The sequence below is a fragment of the Acidovorax sp. genome (genome assembly GCF_046291265.1).
Lineage (GTDB): Bacteria > Pseudomonadota > Gammaproteobacteria > Burkholderiales > Burkholderiaceae_C > Acidovorax.
Genome location: NZ_JBKBTV010000029.1, coordinates 19,741 through 36,187, shown reverse-complemented (window position 1 = coordinate 36,187; position 16,447 = coordinate 19,741). Strand labels below are relative to the sequence as shown.

The 16,447-nt window shown below is 64.6% G+C and carries 12 protein-coding genes; 7 read left to right on the top strand and 5 right to left on the bottom strand.

The window, feature by feature from the left end; genetic code table 11:
• Positions 1-217 precede the first annotated feature (217 nt).
• Positions 218-2,239: a DNA primase gene (dnaG, locus tag ACK41V_RS12765; RefSeq protein WP_409782865.1), complete on the bottom strand. Its 2,022-nt coding sequence runs from the start codon at positions 2,237-2,239 to the stop codon at positions 218-220.
• A 123-nt stretch (positions 2,240-2,362) separates the two neighbouring features.
• Here dnaG and ACK41V_RS12760 point away from each other — a divergent pair, with 123 nt between their 5' ends.
• The 7 genes from ACK41V_RS12760 (at position 2,363) to ACK41V_RS12730 (ending at position 9,677) form a co-directional block, all read left to right on the top strand.
• Positions 2,363-3,397, top strand: coding sequence for a PotD/PotF family extracellular solute-binding protein (locus ACK41V_RS12760; protein ID WP_409782863.1), 1,035 nt, complete (start codon positions 2,363-2,365; stop codon positions 3,395-3,397).
• 12 nt (positions 3,398-3,409) lie between these two features.
• A complete protein-coding gene (locus ACK41V_RS12755) occupies positions 3,410-5,068 on the top strand; it encodes a diguanylate cyclase domain-containing protein (protein ID WP_409782861.1) in 1,659 nt (552 codons plus the stop codon).
• A 70-nt stretch (positions 5,069-5,138) separates the two neighbouring features.
• Positions 5,139-6,785 (top strand): acyl-CoA synthetase, encoded by a 1,647-nt coding sequence (locus tag ACK41V_RS12750; RefSeq protein ID WP_409782859.1) that lies wholly within the window; start codon positions 5,139-5,141, stop codon positions 6,783-6,785.
• Positions 6,786-6,957: 172 nt separating this feature from the next.
• Positions 6,958-7,713: a sulfite exporter TauE/SafE family protein gene (locus ACK41V_RS12745; protein ID WP_409782857.1), complete on the top strand. Its 756-nt coding sequence runs from the start codon at positions 6,958-6,960 to the stop codon at positions 7,711-7,713.
• A gap of 290 nt (positions 7,714-8,003) precedes the next feature.
• On the top strand, positions 8,004-8,717 hold the full coding sequence (locus ACK41V_RS12740; protein ID WP_409782855.1) for a GIY-YIG nuclease family protein: 714 nt from the start codon (positions 8,004-8,006) through the stop codon (positions 8,715-8,717).
• 76 nt (positions 8,718-8,793) lie between these two features.
• Positions 8,794-9,132 (top strand): hypothetical protein, encoded by a 339-nt coding sequence (locus tag ACK41V_RS12735; protein ID WP_409782853.1) that lies wholly within the window; start codon positions 8,794-8,796, stop codon positions 9,130-9,132.
• A gap of 128 nt (positions 9,133-9,260) precedes the next feature.
• Entirely contained in the window at positions 9,261-9,677 is a 417-nt protein-coding gene (locus ACK41V_RS12730) for a hypothetical protein (protein WP_409782851.1), read from the top strand.
• Between the two features lie 103 nt (positions 9,678-9,780).
• Here ACK41V_RS12730 and ACK41V_RS12725 read toward each other — a convergent pair whose 3' ends face one another.
• From ACK41V_RS12725 to ACK41V_RS12710, 4 genes are all read right to left on the bottom strand, one after another.
• A complete protein-coding gene (locus ACK41V_RS12725) occupies positions 9,781-11,640 on the bottom strand; it encodes a gamma-glutamyltransferase family protein (RefSeq protein WP_409782849.1) in 1,860 nt (619 codons plus the stop codon).
• 358 nt (positions 11,641-11,998) lie between these two features.
• Positions 11,999-13,579, bottom strand: a complete 1,581-nt coding sequence (locus tag ACK41V_RS12720) for an alkaline phosphatase D family protein (protein ID WP_409782847.1) — start codon at positions 13,577-13,579, stop codon at positions 11,999-12,001.
• A gap of 209 nt (positions 13,580-13,788) precedes the next feature.
• The gene (locus ACK41V_RS12715; RefSeq protein ID WP_409782845.1) at positions 13,789-15,327 is read right to left on the bottom strand and encodes a GGDEF domain-containing protein; all 1,539 of its coding nucleotides are present in this window, start codon (positions 15,325-15,327) and stop codon (positions 13,789-13,791) included.
• Between the two features lie 112 nt (positions 15,328-15,439).
• On the bottom strand, positions 15,440-16,414 hold the full coding sequence (locus tag ACK41V_RS12710; protein WP_409782843.1) for an NADPH:quinone oxidoreductase family protein: 975 nt from the start codon (positions 16,412-16,414) through the stop codon (positions 15,440-15,442).
• Positions 16,415-16,447: the final 33 nt, after the last annotated feature.

Sequence of the window (16,447 nt, the reverse complement as noted above, 5' to 3'; positions counted from 1 at the left end):
GGTCCCGGCGCGGGTGGCAACGCAAAGCTACAACTGCTTTGCGCTTCGAGGGGAGGCCCTCAGAGGCAAGATGTCTGGGCGATCATTTGGTGTGCAGTCCTTGCGATAAGTGGGCCCATCAGCGCATAGGTGCGCGTTTGTCACGGTGGCCCGGCTCGGAGGTGCTGCTGTCGCTCTTGCCGATAACTAACCCTACATTATACCTTTGGCGCAGATTTCAAGCCATTTTGACCGCTGCACTCTGCAAAGCGTTGCGCTTTTGCTCCAAGGCGCGGTAGCGCTCCAGCGCCGTCGGGTCTTGCGCCACCTGCAAAACCAGCAGCTTTTGCTGCTCTTTGATCTCTTCGATCTGCATGCGATTGAGCAGATCGCGCAGCTCCAACCGAAGCTCCTGCAGGTCTCCTTCGGTTTGGGCGTGCGACCCGGTCATCACTTTGACGGCCAAGGCCTCGCACTCATGGTCGCGCAGGCTCTCGCGCAGCACGGCCCAGGCCAGGGGGCCGTGTTCGTGAAATTGGTCTTCCAGCCAGGCAAACAGCGGTCCGTGCGGCGACGGCTGTGCGCACAGGGTGGCGTGGTCGTCGTGTGTCAGCTCTTCCAGAAAAGCCATGTGCGACAAAAGCAGGCGCGCCGCGTGATCTGTGCGGCTGGCCGTGGGCGTGCGCGGCAGTCGGGGTTGTGGGGGCCACTGCGCAGCGTCTTTGTCCCGCTTTTTCCAGCCGCCGCCCTTCCAGTCGCCACTTTTGCGAAACGTTGGCGGGCTTTGCTGTTCGACGGAGTGGCCATAGCTGCCGTAACCCGGGTTGGAGGGCTCAGCGTGGGGTGGCCATCCGTCCGAATCCGGTGGGTGGCCCCACGGGGGTGATTCTTCTTGCGCCGGGCTGTGGCTGCGGCGTGGCGGGTTGCCGGGGCCGGGGGAGCGGGGGGCGTCCCGCCCGGTGCCTTGGCTCCACAGCTCTGACAGATCCCGGGCGTTGAGCTGGGTTTGATCGGCCAGTTCGCTGAGCAACTGGCGCTTGAGCACGCCATCGGGCAGTGCCGTCCACAGCGGGCGCGCGTTGCTGGCCATGTGAGCGCGGCCTTCGGCGGTGCCCAGGTCGCAGCCCTCGCTGGCGGCTTCGACCAGAAACCGGCTCAGCGGCATGGCGTCGCCCACCAGGCGGGCAAAGGCCTCGGTGCCGTGGGCGCGGATAAAACTGTCCGGGTCGTGCTCGGTCGGCAAAAACAGAAATTTGATGCTGCGTGTGTCCGTGGCGTGGGGCAGGGCGCCGTCCAGCGCCTTGCGGGCAGCGCGCCGTCCGGCGTTGTCGCCATCAAAGCTGAACACCACTGATTCGGTAAAACGCAGCAGCTTTTGCACGTGTTCTGGCGTGCAAGCGGTGCCCAGCGTGGCCACCGCGTTGGGAAAGCCCAGCTGCGCCAGCGCCACCACATCCATATAGCCTTCGGTGACCAGCGCGTACCCCGCCTCGCGGATGGCCGTGCGGGCCTCGAACAGTCCATACAGCTCGCGCCCTTTGTGGAAGACCGGGGTTTCGGGCGAATTGAGGTATTTGGGTTTGTCGTCGCCCAGCACACGCCCGCCAAAACCGATGAACTCGCCCTTCACATTGCGAATAGGGAACATCACCCGGTCGCGAAATCGGTCATAGCGTTTTCCCCCGTCTTCGTCGTTGACGATGACCAGCCCACTTTCTTCCAGCAGCGGGTCGTCATAGCTGGGGAACACGCTGGCCAGACTGCGCCAGCCTTCGGGCGCATAGCCCAGTCCGTACAGTTTGGCCACCGCACCCGATACGCCCCGGCCCTTGAAATAGCCAATGGCGCGCTGCGATTCGCGCAACTGGCGGCGGTAGGCATCGGCCGCTTTTTCCAGCACATCGCTCAGCGTGGCTTGTTTTTGGCGGGCCGCTGCGGCGCGCTCTTTTTCTTGGGGCGAGACGTCATCGTCCGGCACCTGCAGGCCCACCTGCTGCGCCAGGTCTTGCACGGCCTCCACAAAGCCCATGCCCGCGTGTTCCATCAAAAAACTGATGGCATTGCCGTTTTTGCCACACCCAAAGCAGTGATAGAACTGTTTGGCAGGGCTGACGCTGAAAGAAGGTGACTTTTCGCCATGAAAAGGGCACAACCCCATGAAGTTGGCCCCGCCTTTTTTCAGCTGCACATAGCGGCCCACGATGTCGACCACGTCAACACGGGCGAGCAGTTCCTGAATGAAAGACTGAGGGATCGTCACGCGGCTATTGTCCGCGTAAACTGTTTGTTACCAGATATGCAGGGCAGGGATTGCGGTATGGCCTTCACAACGTGGTGGCGAAGGGCGGGTGCCAGGGCGCAGCAGGCTGCGCGGCGCGGGGGAATGGCTGCGCTGCTTTCGGTAGTTGCTGCGGTTTCTGGGCTGGCTGCGTCGAATGTGCAGGCCGCAACGGTCCTGCGGGTGTTGTCGTGGCCCGGTTATGCGGACCCCGACATCGTGGCGGTGTTCGAGAAGCGGCACGGGGTCAAGGTGGAGATCACCACGGTGGCGTCCGACGACGTGCTGCGTGCCCAGCTTGCCAACACTGGGGGGCCGGGTTTTGACCTGGTGGCCGCCAACACCGCAGAAATATCCCGCTTGGTGGGCCAGCGCTTGCTCACCCCGCTGCCCATGGGCAGCATTCCCAATGCTGCACGCCAGTTGCCGCGGTTTCGTCAGTTGCAGGCCATTGCCGGCATCACGCAAGGCGCCGACGTGTATGCCATGCCCTACACCTACTCCGAAATGGGGCTCATCTACGACCGGCGGCAGTTCATGGCGCCGCCGCAGTCGATTTCGGTGTTGTGGGACCCGCGCTGGCAGGGCAAGGTGCTGGCCTTTGACGGCAGCAGCCACGGGTTTTCGCTGGCAGCCATGTACCGGGGGCTTTCGCCGTTTCGCATTGAACCCGGCCACTTCAGCGCGCTGGCCAAGGACCTGGTGGCGCTGCGGCGCAATGTGCGCTCTTTCTACAGCCTGCCGGAAGAATCGCTGGAGCTTTTTCGCAAGCACCGGGTGGCGGTGATGCACGCCAACTATGGCCAGCAGCAGCTCAAGCAGTTACGTGACGCGGGCCTGGATGTGGGCTATGTGGTGCCACGTGAAGGCGCCTTAGCCTGGCTGGATTGCTGGGCCATCACCCGCCGCTCTACCCAGGTGGCATTGGCTGCAGAGTGGATCAACTACATGCTCGACCCGAGCGTGAGCCGAACCCTTACCCAGCGCCAAGGGTTGGCCAACACGCTGGATGAGCCGCCCGCGCTTTCGGACGATGCGCCTACGGGCGCCATCGTATGGCTGGAGCCGGTCGAAGACGAAGCCCGCCGCGCCCAGCTGTGGCAGCGCATTCTGTCGGGCGACCGGCCCTCGCGGTTCTGAACGGTTCGCCATATGAAATGGGGCATAGCGCTGAGACTCGGGGCCTTGCTGGCCTCGTTCAGCGTTTTTGCGGCTGTTCTGGCGGGCTACTACGCCTTTGATTCCAGCCGCGACCGCCTGCAGGGCCGTGCCGAGCGCTCGCTGATGGACACCACGCAGGTGCTGGCGCGCCACATGCAGGCAGGTTTTGGCTCCGTGGCGCGGGACACGGCCTTTTTGGCCAAAGCGGCGGCGGTCGAACAAGACCTGGACCACCTCACAGAGCTGTTTCAGGCCGGCGTGGTGGCGCATCCCGCCTATCTGCAGATTCGGTTCATCAGTGCACAAGACCATGGACTGGAACTGGTGCGCGTAGACCGCAAGGGCGAAACCACCACCGTGGCTGCGGCAGAAGACCTGCAAGAGAAGGCGCACTTTCCGTTTGTGTTTGAGGCCCTCGCCCTGGCGCCCGGCCAGGTGTACGTGTCCGAGTTCGGCATCAACCACGAAGGCGTGGCCGACGCGGAGACCGTGCCCGTGTTCAGCATGGCCTCGCCTGTGGTGTCGGGCGGCAGGGTGCGGGGTGTGGTGGTGGTGCGTTTGTCTGCCGCGGAGTTCTTGGACAACTTTGACGGCTCGCTGCCTTCACCCTATGGGTTTTATCTGAGCAACCGCTGGGGCGATTTTCTCGTCCATCCAGACGCCAAGCAGACTTTTGGTTTTGACCGCGGCCAGCGCATTCTGGTCCAGGACAGCTTTGCGCCCACGGCGGCGCTCATCAGTGGCGCGCAGCCCTCGGCCGTGTTCAGCCAGCCAGGCACCGCAGACAACGAGGCGCTGGTGTATTCGTTTGTGCGCATGCCGTTTGGCCGCGACGATGAAGGCCGGTTCATGGTGGTGGGCCTCTCGCAGCCGCTGGCCGCGGTGCAGGGCGAGGTGCTGGACCTGGGGCGCAGCATTTTCAAGATCCTGCTGGTGCTGAGCGGGGTGGGGGTGCTGCTGGCGGCGTGGGTGTCCCGCGTGGTGACGCAGCCCCTGCAGACCATGGTCAACGCCGCGCAGGCGTTTTCGCAAGGCCGACCGCACGGTGCGTTGCCTTTGGACCGCAACGACGAGGTGGGCGAACTGGCGCGCAGCTTTCACGACATGGAGCAGCAAATCAGCCGCCAGATGACCGAGCTCAACGCCAGCCGCGACGCCATGGCGCATCTGGCACACCACGACCCGCTCACTGCCTTGCCCAACCGCCGCATGTTCGAACAGCGCCTGGCGCAGGTGCTGGAGCTGTCGCGCCGCAGTGGGCGCAGTTGTGCGCTGCTGTTTGTCGACCTGGACGATTTCAAGGCCATCAACGACACCCGTGGCCACGCGGTGGGCGACGAGGTGCTGCAGGCCGTGGCCCGCACCATTACCGGCGCAGTGCGCCAGGTCGACACGGTGGCGCGGCTCGCAGGCGACGAGTTCACCGTGTTGTGTGAAAACGTGGACACCGAAGAGGCCGCCTTGCAGATCGCCGCCAAGCTGGAACAGGCCTTTGAAGCGCCGCTTTCCATCGACGGCCAGCCCTTTCCGGTGCGCGCCAGCATTGGCGTGAGCCTGTTTCCGCGCGACGCGCAAGATGCGCATACGCTGATGGCCAGTGCCGACGCGGCGATGTACCGTATCAAGCAAAGCCGCCGCCAACGGGTTTGAGCCCCCCTTACACGACGCCGCCCACCCACCGGCAGGCTGTGTGTACCCCGATCACCCCCTTGAAGTGCCCATGACCTCCATCTTTGACCAGCACCTGCCCCGCACCGAGGCCAACTTTGCCCCGCTGTCGCCCCTGTCCTTCATCGAACGCACGGCCGAGGTCTACCCCGACCGCCTGGCCATCGTGCACGGCGACCTGCGCCAGACCTGGGGCCAGACCTACGCCCGCTGCCGCCAGCTGGCCAGCGCCTTGCAGCGCGCAGGCATCGGCAAAAACGACACCGTGGCCGTGATGCTGCCCAACACCCCACCCATGGTGGAGGCGCACTTTGGCGTGCCCATGGCGGGCGCTGTGCTCAACGCCATCAACACCCGGCTCGACCCGGAAACCGTGGCCTTCATGCTGGACCACGGCGAGGCCAAAGCCGTCATCGTCGACCCCGAGTTCACCCCCGTCATGGCCAAGGCGCTGGCGTTGCGCCAAAGTGCTGCACCCCTGCTGGTCATCGAGGTGGAAGACGCCTTGTACGGCCCTGCCAGCCAGCCACTGGGCAGCGTCACATACGACGCATTTGTGGCGGGCGGCGATGCGCAGTTTGCGTGGAGCCTGCCCGCCGACGAGTGGGACGCCATAGCGCTCAACTACACCAGCGGCACCACCGGCAACCCCAAAGGCGTGGTCTACCACCACCGCGGTGCGGCCAGCAACGCCATCAGCAACGTGCTGGAGTGGGACATGCCCAAACACGCCGTCTACCTGTGGACGCTGCCCATGTTCCATTGCAACGGCTGGTGTTTTCCGTGGACGGTGGCGGCCCGCGCAGCCGTCAACGTGTGCCTGCGCCGCGTGGACGCGCAGGCCATCTTCGACGCGATTCGCAACCACGGCGTCACCCACTACTGCGGCGCGCCCATCGTGCAGGGCCTGCTCGTCAACGCGCCCGATGCGATGAAGGCGGGCATCCCCGCAGGCGTCAAGGCCATGGTGGCGGGTGCCGCGCCCCCGGCGTCCATGATCGAGGGCATGGAAAAGATGGGCTTCGATCTGACCCACGTGTACGGCTTGACCGAGGTGTACGGCCCCGCCACCGTCTGCGCCAAACACGAGGCGTGGGACCAGCTGGACATCGGCGAACGCGCCCGCCTCAACGCCCGCCAGGGCGTGCGGTACCACCTGGAGCGCGACGTGCGCGTGCTCGACCCCGAAACCATGCAACCCGTGCCGCAGGACGGCGAAACCATGGGCGAGATCATGTTCAAGGGCAACATCGCCATGAAGGGCTACCTGAAGAACCCCAGGGCCACTGAAGAAGCCTTTGCAGGCGGCTGGTTCCACAGTGGCGACCTGGCCGTGCAATACCCCGACGGCTACATCAAGATCAAGGACCGCAGCAAGGACATCATCATCTCGGGCGGCGAGAACATCTCGTCGATCGAGGTGGAAGACGTGCTCTACCGCCACCCCGACGTGCTGGCCGCCGCCGTGGTGGCCAAGCCCGATGCGAAGTGGGGCGAGACACCCTGCGCGTTTGTCGAGCTGAAGGCCGGTGCGCAGACCACGGCCGAAGACATCGTGGCCCACTGCAAGAAGCACCTCGCGGGCTTCAAGGTGCCCCGCGCCGTGGTGTTTGGCGAGCTGCCCAAGACCAGCACCGGCAAGATCCAGAAGTTCGAGCTGCGCAAGCAGGCCGGGTCGTCCGTGGCCATCGACGTGTAAACGAGCACGGGCGCAACAGCATCGTGAAAGCAGCAGTAAATGCAATCAAATTGATAGCTACTAGCGCTTATGGAATAAGCGCTAGAGGCCAATTTGACTCATATTTTGGAGATCAACCGCAGTCCAAGGCGCGCAGGCCACAACGCATGCCGACAAAGCGGTGGACCTAGCCATGGATTCGGTTTTGTGGATCGTCGCCCTGGGCGCCGTCGCTGCCGGGTTTGTGCAGGGCCTGTCGGGCTTTGGCTTTGGCATGGTCGCCATGTCCTTCTGGGCCTGGACCCTCGAGCCCCGTCTGGCAGCCGTGCTGACCGTGTGCGGCGCGCTCACCGGCCAGCTGGTGGCGGCAGCCACCGTGCGCCGAGGTTTCGACCGCGTGCGCCTGCTGCCCTTTGTGCTGGGCGGCCTGGCAGGCATCCCCCTCGGCGTGGCCGTGCTGCCGCGCCTGGACATGGATGCTTTCAAGATCGTGCTGGGAACGCTGCTGGTGCTGTGGTGCCCGGCGATGCTCATGGCCAAACAACTGCCCCGCATCACCCGGGGCGGCCGCGTAGCCGATGCCGTGGTAGGGCTGGCGGGCGGCGTGATGGGCGGCCTGGGTGGTTTCACCGGCGTGCTGCCCACCCTTTGGTGCACCCTGCGCGGGCTCGACAAGGACGTGCAGCGCGCCATCATTCAGAACTTCAATCTGGCGATGCTGTTTGTGACCTTCGCCACCTACCTCGCCACCGGTCTGGTCACCCGCGAGGCGCTGCCCCTGCTGGCCATCGTCGTGCCCGCCATGCTGGTGCCGACGCTGCTGGGCGCGAAGCTGTACCACGGGATCAGTGAGGCGCGGTTTCGGCAGATTGTGTTGGGGATGCTGACCCTGTCGGGGGTGGCGATGTTGGTGGCGGGAGTGCCGAAGGTGTTGGGGCGGTTGGGGTAGGGTGATGCTCATATATTGAGTCCGTTGGGCTCTTTACATACTCGCGCAGTGCGTGTGAAGCGCTCTTGTGTAAAACAGCCGCGAGTCAAGTCCAAGGGCGTTGCGCATAATGCTGCCAGCCATGTGAAGCTGTCTGCCGAGCATTCCCCTATCACGCATGACTGCCTTGCTCTGTGGTCCGCGGTTTACTCCAACAAGGTTTTTCTGACGCTATGGATGACGATGTGCTTTGCTTGCAGCTTGTCTTGCGTCCGATAAACGCTAATCGTTAGGCGGCGGAGGGAAGATCAATGAGTCCCGAAGGAATCACAGCCGAGATTCAGCGCCTCGCTGTGCAGAACGGCGGTAAGCCATTTGGGGAGCGCCTGTTTCTTGAATCAACTGGGTTGAAGCGCTCCCAGCTTTGGGCGGCTGGCTTTAGTAGCTACAGCGACGCATTGGTGGCTGCTGGATTTGTCAAAAACACGCTCAACCAAGCTTCAGACCCAAACGTTGTGCTCGCTGCCCTAGTCGCACTTATGCGTCGGCTTGGTCGCTTCCCTACCAAAGGCCACATTAAGGCGGCGCGAGCTGGCGACATCACATTCCCTAGCTATGAGGCTTTCCTCACCGCTGCAGGTGGAGCGTTCTCAAATTTGCCAGCCGTGGCCCGAGAATATTGCCGGTCCAATGCGATAGAAGATGTAGCCGGTCTTTTTCCGGCGCCACGAGAGCCACGCAATGAAACATCAGGTACGGCCGCAGTGGTCACTGGTTACGTGTATTTAGTCAAGCACGGCGCACACTTCAAGATCGGCCGTTCAAACGATGTCGTTCGTCGCCGCCGTGAACTTTCGCTGCTCCTGCCTGAAGAACTCCAACACGTGCATGTCATAGAAACTGACGACCCGGAGGGCATCGAGGCGTATTGGCACCGTCGCTTCGCCGGGAAACGCCTGCGGGGCGAGTGGTTCGCATTGGGTGCCCAAGAAGTGGCAGCGTTCAAGCGGCGGCGGTACCAGTAATGGGCGCGCCGCCTAATAATTCGTTCAAGCCGACGCTGCTTCGCGGCGCGGCTTAACTCAAGTGTTTGGCTTTCACATGCAAATTGAGTACGTCACCGATCCGGTTCCTTGGCCCAAGCTCCGCTGCGCCAAGTGCGGCGCGCACGTTCGTCAAATGCGTGAAGACCTGAGTCCTAAGCACAGCCTGCTGGTCTTTTTTTCTGGTGAGCCTTTGGCTTGGTTCATCGTTGGCACTGGCGTTCTCCTTGGCTTTTTCGCTGAGGCCGTGGCTGTTCTTCTTGCAGCCTGGGCGCTCCTTGTTCCTGCGGGGCTTGTTTGGCTCTGGTTCTCTCGGCTTCGCCGGGCTTCGTTTCTGTGCCAAAGCTGTGGCCACATCAGTGCGTATGCTGACGCGCGCAATGCAGCTCGTCGTTGATACCGGTAACGGGTCTCGCAGCTGTGATGCTCAACCCATTGCTCCGCCCTACCGGTGTCAACCTTAGGCAGTCCCTGCGAGTGGCTCCAAGGTCGGACCTCGCCCAATGAAGCATTGAGTTGCTCACCATGACCACCGCAAAGTTCAGTGAAATCCTGGACGGCTACGAGTTTTGCTCCCTCGCCGACCTAATGGACACGCAGGCCTTTGTCAGCCTGGAGCGCGGCACCGTGCATGTCGTCTCTAGCGACTTGGAGCTGGAAGAAGAGCTGCCGGAGGATATTGAAACCGGCCCCTACCTGGCATTGCCGGGCAAAAGGGAGCTGGACCTGGGCCGGGAGCTGGCGATGGAGTTCACGGAAAAGATTCTTCCCGGCAGTGTGGACACCGTTCGTGGTTTCTTTCACCGGCGGGGCGCATACGGGCACTTCAAGGCGCATCTTGACCGCAGTGGGCAATTGAATGCGTGGTTTGAGTTTGAGCGGTCTGCCACAGAGGCTCGTCTTCGCCAGTGGTGTGCGGACCATGGCATTGATCTTGTTTAGTTCAGATTGAGCCTGTCACAGCGTCGCGCGGCGCTTCGACAGGCTCAGCGTGAACGGTTTCAAGGGGATGAAGGAGGGCGAAGCATCGCCCAGCCCAACTCCATCAATCCCCCATCACCACCCCTTCACGCCGTGGGTCCGCCCCACCCATCCACAGCTTCTTGCCATGCGCATTGCCCAGCGTGATCGCTTGCAGACCACTCGTCATATTCATCTCCCGCACCTCGGCGCCGCGTGCGCGCAAGGCCTCGACGGTGGCGGGTGGGAATCGTTTTTCTTCCAGCAGCGTGGGCCCGTTCATGGACCCGAAGTTGGGCAGGTTGATGGCTTGCTGGGGCATCAGGCCCCAGTTGAAGACGCCGTACAGCGTCTTGGCGGTGTAGTGGATGATGGCCGCGCCGCCGGGGCTGCCGCCGCTCATCAGCAGCTCGCCGGTGGCCTTGTCGAACACGAGGGTGGGCGCCATGGAGGAGCGGGGGCGTTTGCCGGGCTGCACGCGGTTGGCGATGGGCTGGCCCTGGGCGTCGGTGGGGGCAAAGCTGAAGTCGGTCAGCTCGTTGTTCAGCAAGAAGCCTTTGACCATCTGGCGTGCGCCGAAGGCGTCTTCGATGGTGGTGGTCATGGCCACGGCGTTGCCGAAAGCGTCGACGATGCTGATGTGGCTGGTGCCGTATTCGGGCTGATCGGGCATGGGGGCGTAGCTGGTCTTCACTGCGGCCGGGTTGCCGGGCTGGGCGACCTTCATGCTTTGTGTGCCGATGAGCTTGGCGCGTTCGGCCAGGTAGGCGGGGGCCAGCAGGCTGCTCCAGCTGCCGCCGGGGGGCTGCACAAAATCAGGGTCGGCCACGTACAGGGCACGGTCGGCAAAGGCCAGGCGGGCGGCTTCGGTGTACAGGTGCAGCCAGTCGGCCGATGGAATACCGTCTTGCAGCGGCTTGGCGGCGGCGTCGGTGTTTTTGAGGATGCCCAGGATCTGCCCGATGGCGATGGCGCCCGAGCTGGGGGGTGGAAAGCCGCACACGCGGAAGTCTTTGCTAGCCACCTGGTAGTCGTGGCACAGCGCCTCGCGCTTTTTGGGCTGGTAACCGGCCAGGTCGGCCATGCTGAGCTTGCCGGGGTTGGTGGGGTGTTTGTTCACCTTATCGACGATGGCCTGGGCGACCTCGCCTTCGTGCAGGGCTTTGCTGCCTTCGGTGGCAATGCGGCGCAGCACCGCGGCCAGTTCGGGGTTGCGCAGGTTGAAGCCCACGTCGCGTGCATCGCCGTCGGGTTTGTAGAAGTAGGCGGCGGCGACTGGGTCTTTCTTCAGATGGGCGTCGGCCTTGACCAGGGTGTTCAGCCGCGCGCTGACCTTGAAGCCGCCTTCGGCCAGGGTGATGGCGGGCTGAAACAGCGTGGCCCAGGGCAGCTTGCCGTGCTGCTTGTGCGCCATCTCCAGCATGCGCACGGTGCCGGGCACGCCGACTGAGCGGCCACCCACCACGCCGTCGTAGAACTGCACGGGTTTGCCGTCGGCACCGAGGAAGAGTTTTTCGTCCGCAGCGGCGGGGGCAGTCTCGCGGCCGTCGTAGGCCTCCACCGTTTTGCCGGTGCTGTGCAGCAAAAAGGCGCCACCACCGATGCCGCTGGATTGGGGCTCCACCAAGGTCAGCACCATTTGCACGGCGATGGCCGCGTCTACCGCCGAGCCACCGGCTTTGAGGATCTGGTAGCCCGCGTCGGTGGCCAATGGGTTGGCGGCGGCCACGGCAAATTTCTCGGTGGCCCAGCCGGGTTTTTCGGTGTAGCCCGACGAGCCTTCGGGCTGGGCGGGCACGGTGTAGGCGAACTGGGATGGAGCGCTGGCGCAGCCCGCAATGGCGACCACGGTGGCGAGGGTTGCGGTGGCCAGCAGGGTCCGGCTGAAGGGGCGGCTGATGAGCCTGCGGCGGGCGGGCGTGGTGAGCGTGTGTGTTTGTGACATGGGACGTCTCCTTCTGTGCAAGAAGCGGCCATGGTACGGCGCCTTCGCGGCGCGGCGCCGCAGCGTTACATCACGCTACAGGCATCTGGAATATGGGCGTTTTTGCCTGGTTGAGTGCCTGGCTCAGATAGACCGTTCGCCCTGAGCCTGTCGAAGGGCTGTTCGCAAAAGCGCCCTGGCTTCGACAAGCTCAGCCCGAACGGTTTGGGGTAAATCTGAGATAAGGAGAAAATCCAGATGTTTTTGGCCTCTAGCGCTTATCCAATAAGCGCTAGTAGCTATGAAAATAGGAGTGTTGTTGCTGGTGTGCCGGGTTGCCTGCGCAACGAAGAGCCAAAGCGCTCAAGTGCTCAATGGCTCAAGCTCTCACCGGGCCGGGCCGCCCGTCTTCCACCACAAAGGATGCGAGCGTGGTGGCCGCGCTTTCTGCGCGCAGCGGGTCGTCCAGCACGCGCAGGGTGGTGGTCCAGCGTGTGGGGGTGATGTCCGCCAGGCCATAGCCGCGTTGGTCGCACCGGGCCAGCAGTACATGCGGGTTGTGGCGGGCGATGGCGTCGACCTTGTCTTGTGTGGTGCCCGGGCGTGAGCTGATCGAGGTGCCGCAGAACTCGCTGGCCACCACGGGCGATTCGGGGCGCTCTGCATCTGCGTGCACGCGGCAGACGTAGTTCTGGTGGATGTCGCCGCCCAGCAGCACCGTATTGCGCGGGCGGTGCTGGGCCACGGCCTGCAGCAGGCGGGCGCGGGCGGCGGGGTAGCCGTCCCAGCTGTCGGTGGACGTGACGCCTGAGGGGTAGTGGCGCGGCGAAAACAGGGTTTGCTGTGCCAGCACGCTCCAGCGGGTGGCGTCTGTGGCGCGTGCATGGGGGTGTGCGTCTTCGGCCAGGCCGGTGCTCAGCCACTGCTCTTGTGCCGCGCCCAGCAGCGTGCGGGCGGGGTTGGACAGGTCGGCGCAGTCTGCCGCGCGCACGGCGCCCGCGCTGGCGGATTGGGGCGTGCGGCAGGCCTGCCAGCTGCGGTACTGGCGGCTGTCCAGCAGGTGGATGTGCGCCAGGCGCCCCCAGCGCAGGCGGCGGTAAACCTGCAGGGCATCCCAGTGGGTGTTGTCAGAGGCGGGCCGGGTCAGGCTGGCGGCGCGCAGGGGCATGTTTTCGTAAAACGCCTGCCAGGCCGCGCCGCGCAATGACAGAAAGCTGCCGTCGTCGCCCCGACCTGCGCCGCTGGCGTAGTCGTTCTGCACCTCGTGGTCGTCCCAGGTCACGGCCCAGGGGCAGGCGGCGTGGGCGGCCTGCAGGGCGGGGTCGCTTTTGTGCAGCGCGTACCGGTCTCTGAAATCTGCCAGCGTGGTGGCGTGGCGCAGGCTGTGGGTGCGTGCCAGGTCGGTGGTGTTTTTGGGCGTGGCGTATTCGTAGATGTAGTCGCCCAGGAAGAGCACCAGGTCCGGCTGGTCGGCGGCCAGGTGGCGCCAGGCGGCGTAGTGGCCGTGTTCCCAGCGCTGGCAGGAGGCAAAAGCCAGGCGCAGCGTGGCGGGCATGTCGCCGGGCGTGGGTGCGGTGCGAGTGCGGCCCGTGGTGCTGACGGCATCGCCCAGCATGAAGCGGTAGTGGTACCAGCGCCCGGGCGCCAGGCCACGCAACTCAACATGCACGCTGTGGCCGAGCGCGGGCAATGCGGTTGCTTCGCCCTTTTGCACGATCTGCGCAAAACGCGCATCGTGCGCCACCTCCCACCGCACGGTGTGGGCAGCTTGCATCTGCGCCGGGTCGGTCAGCACCAGCCGCGTCCACAGCACCACGCCGTCCGGCGCCGGGTCTCCACTGGCCACGCCCAGCGCAAAGGGGTTGGACGGCAGGGATGGCGGGTTGCTCCACGCCCAGCGGGGCAGGGCAGCCGCGGTGGCCGCGTATGCGGCGTATTGCAAAAAGGCGCGACGGTCCATGGGCGGTGGAGTTTCAGGAGGTCGGCAGTAGCAGGCCGAGCAAGGGCTGCCTTGGGGAATCTCTCACATCAGGCGGATGCGCCGCGCCGCCCGGCCGTCGATACCGGCGCGCCCCAAGGCCAGTGCCACCGTGGAACTGGCTTTGCCAGGCCGCGGGTGGCGTCTCCCTCCGGGGGAAGGCGCCGCAGGCGACACAGGGGGGCTTCCGGTCACGCCGCCATCACACGGTTTTTGCCAGACCGCTTGGCCAGGTACATCGCCTGGTCGGCGCGGATGATGGCATCCGTGCTGCTCTCGGTGCCTTGCAACTGGGCCACGCCAGCGCTGAAGGTGATCAGCACTTTTTCGGAGCCCTGCAAAAAGAAGCGTGTGGTCAGCTCGCGCTGCAGGCGGGTCATCGCGGCCACGCCACTTTCGACGGTGGTGTCCGGCATCACCAACACAAATTCTTCGCCGCCGTAACGGGCCAGCAGGTCTTGGGGGCGCATGACCTCGCGGGTGACCTGCGCCAGATGCACCAGCGCGGCGTCGCCACCGGTGTGTCCCACCCGGTCATTCAGGGCCTTGAAGTTGTCGAGGTCGAGCAAGGCCAGGCACAGCGGCGAGCCCAGGCGGCGCGAACGGGCGATTTCGCGCTCCATGGCTTCGTCCAGGCCCTTGCGGTTGAGCGTGCCCGTCAACGGGTCGTGCCGGGCCTGTGCGCTGGCGCGGTCCAGTTCCTCTTGTAGCTTGGCCATTTCGGCGCGTTTGGCTTCGGTGCGCTCGCGCAGGTCGTGCAGCTCGTCGTGTGTGACGCGGCTGTCCAGGGCCATGGCGCGGGTGGCGCTCATGACTTCTTGCAGCAGGGGGCCTATTTCTTCCAGCGTGTTGGCTTTGGCGATGAGGTCGGCGCAGCGCTCCATGGTGCCTTGGTAGGACGTGCTGGAGGCGGTGATCAGCGCCAGGCGTTCAATGAACGTGGCCAGCATGTCCTTCATCTGCTCTTGCGCTTCTACCGTGCGGGCGCGGGCTTCGGTCTGCTTGAAGATCACGTCCTTGAGCCGCCGCTGCACGTCGTCCAGGCGCCGCAGGGTGAGCGGCGGGGTGGACGCAGTCATCAGCGCCTCGGCCTGGCCTTGCAGCCAGCGGTCATCGGCGCTGAGCACGGCGATGTTCTCAAACACCATGTGCAGCAGCTCCAGCAGCGTCGCGCGGATGGCGGCCTGGTCTTCGGTGGCGAACGACACGCGGTAGGTGAAATTGCTCAGCATGAGCTGCGTGGCAGCGACCGGGGGCGGCGTTGGCTCTCGCAGAAAGGTCATGAGCTGCCGCGCCATGTCGAGCACGCGGGCGTCGTCTTCGCCCAGCGCAGGCAGGGTGTTGTCGATCAGGCGGGCGAGGGCCTCGGCGAACTCTGCGGGCAGTTCGCCCAGGGCGGTGGGCGCGTCTGCGGTTTCAATGGGTTTGGAGACGGCGGCAGGGCTGAGGCCCAGGTTGGCGTAGCCCACCATCACGCTTTGCAGCGAGGTCCAGTCCTTGGTGATGATGGCCCGCTCAAACTGGCCCAGCAGTCGCTTTTGGGCGGGTGTCTGGCCAGGCAATACCCGCTGGATGCTGCTCAGCGGCCCCTCGGGAAAGGGCTGCGGGCTCCGAGAGCCCGCAATTTCATCGTAAAGCGCCAGGTAGTTGTCTGGCGTGGGAGCGAGCCGCCGCGCTGCCAGTTGCTTGAGCGTTTCGCGGGCTATCTCGGAGGGTTGTCGGTCGGCCATGTACGGGCACCAGTGTCAGGGGGCTGGGATGCGGGAGTGTGACACAGCGCACGACTTTTGTTACGTCTTGCCGGGGCGCCCCTGTTAGCGGTTGAGAAACCGCCGATGGGGGTCAGTTCACCATCACCAGCTTGCCCATCACGCCCCGCGAGCCCATGTGGGCGTACGCCGCGGGCAATTCAGCCATGGGCATGGTGCGGTCGATCACGGGTTTGATCTTGCCCTGGGCGTACCACTGCGCCAGCTCGCCCATCATGGCGGCGTTGGCCTTGGGTTCGCGCTTGGCAAAGTCGCCCCAGAACACGCCCACGATGGACGCGCCCTTGAGCAGCGCCAGGTTAAAGGGCAGGGCGGGGATAGGGCCTGAAGCAAAACCCACCACCAGGTAACGGCCACGCCAGGCGATGGAGCGGAAGGCGGGCTCGGCAAAGTCACCGCCCACGGGGTCATAAATCACGTCGGGGCCCTTGCCATCCGTCAAGGCCTTGATGGATTCGCGCAGGTTGTCCTTGCTGTAGTTGATGGTGGCGTCAGCGCCGATAGATGTGCACAGCGCGCACTTTTCATCGCTGGAGGCCGCTGCAATCACGCGGGCACCCATGGCCTTGGCAATCTGGATGGCGGCTGTGCCGACACCACCGGCAGCGCCCAGCACCAGCACCGTCTCGCCCGCCTTGAGTTGGGCGCGGTCCACCAGGGCATGGTGCGAGGTCGCGTAGATCATGATGAAGGCGGCGGCATCAACATGCGAAAAACCGTCGGGCAGCGGCATGCACAGGGCTGCTGGCGCAATGGTGTGGGTGCCAAACCCGCCGGTGCCAGACAAGCAGGCCACGTTCTGCCCGACCTTGAGGTGGGAGACCCCGTCACCCACCGCCGCCACCACGCCCGCGTACTCCGAGCCGGGCACAAAAGGCAGCGGCGGTTTCATCTGGTACTTGTTCTGCACGATCAGCAGATCGGGGAAGTTCAGGCTGGCCGCCTTGATCTCGATCAGCACCTCACCTGCCTTGGGCGTGGGCGTGGGCAGTTCGGTCCAGTTGAGCGCGTCAACGCCGGTGGGGTTGGTGCAGAGCCAAGCGTGCATGGGGAAGTCTCCTGTCGGTCTGGTCGGTCAATG

What these genes read in the sequence shown, in the direction of transcription:
- ACK41V_RS12710 (WP_409782843.1), bottom strand. Translation starts at nt 16,414, where the DNA reads ATGCACGCTTGGCTCTGCACCAACCCCACCGGCGTTGACGCGCTCAAC.
- ACK41V_RS12730 (WP_409782851.1), top strand. Translation starts at nt 9,261, where the DNA reads ATGACCACCGCAAAGTTCAGTGAAATCCTGGACGGCTACGAGTTTTGC.
- ACK41V_RS12715 (WP_409782845.1), bottom strand. Translation starts at nt 15,327, where the DNA reads ATGGCCGACCGACAACCCTCCGAGATAGCCCGCGAAACGCTCAAGCAA.
- ACK41V_RS12720 (WP_409782847.1), bottom strand. Translation starts at nt 13,579, where the DNA reads ATGGACCGTCGCGCCTTTTTGCAATACGCCGCATACGCGGCCACCGCG.
- ACK41V_RS12760 (WP_409782863.1), top strand. Translation starts at nt 2,363, where the DNA reads ATGGCTGCGCTGCTTTCGGTAGTTGCTGCGGTTTCTGGGCTGGCTGCG.
- ACK41V_RS12750 (WP_409782859.1), top strand. Translation starts at nt 5,139, where the DNA reads ATGACCTCCATCTTTGACCAGCACCTGCCCCGCACCGAGGCCAACTTT.
- ACK41V_RS12725 (WP_409782849.1), bottom strand. Translation starts at nt 11,640, where the DNA reads ATGTCACAAACACACACGCTCACCACGCCCGCCCGCCGCAGGCTCATC.
- ACK41V_RS12740 (WP_409782855.1), top strand. Translation starts at nt 8,004, where the DNA reads ATGAGTCCCGAAGGAATCACAGCCGAGATTCAGCGCCTCGCTGTGCAG.
- ACK41V_RS12755 (WP_409782861.1), top strand. Translation starts at nt 3,410, where the DNA reads ATGAAATGGGGCATAGCGCTGAGACTCGGGGCCTTGCTGGCCTCGTTC.
- ACK41V_RS12745 (WP_409782857.1), top strand. Translation starts at nt 6,958, where the DNA reads ATGGATTCGGTTTTGTGGATCGTCGCCCTGGGCGCCGTCGCTGCCGGG.
- ACK41V_RS12735 (WP_409782853.1), top strand. Translation starts at nt 8,794, where the DNA reads ATGCAAATTGAGTACGTCACCGATCCGGTTCCTTGGCCCAAGCTCCGC.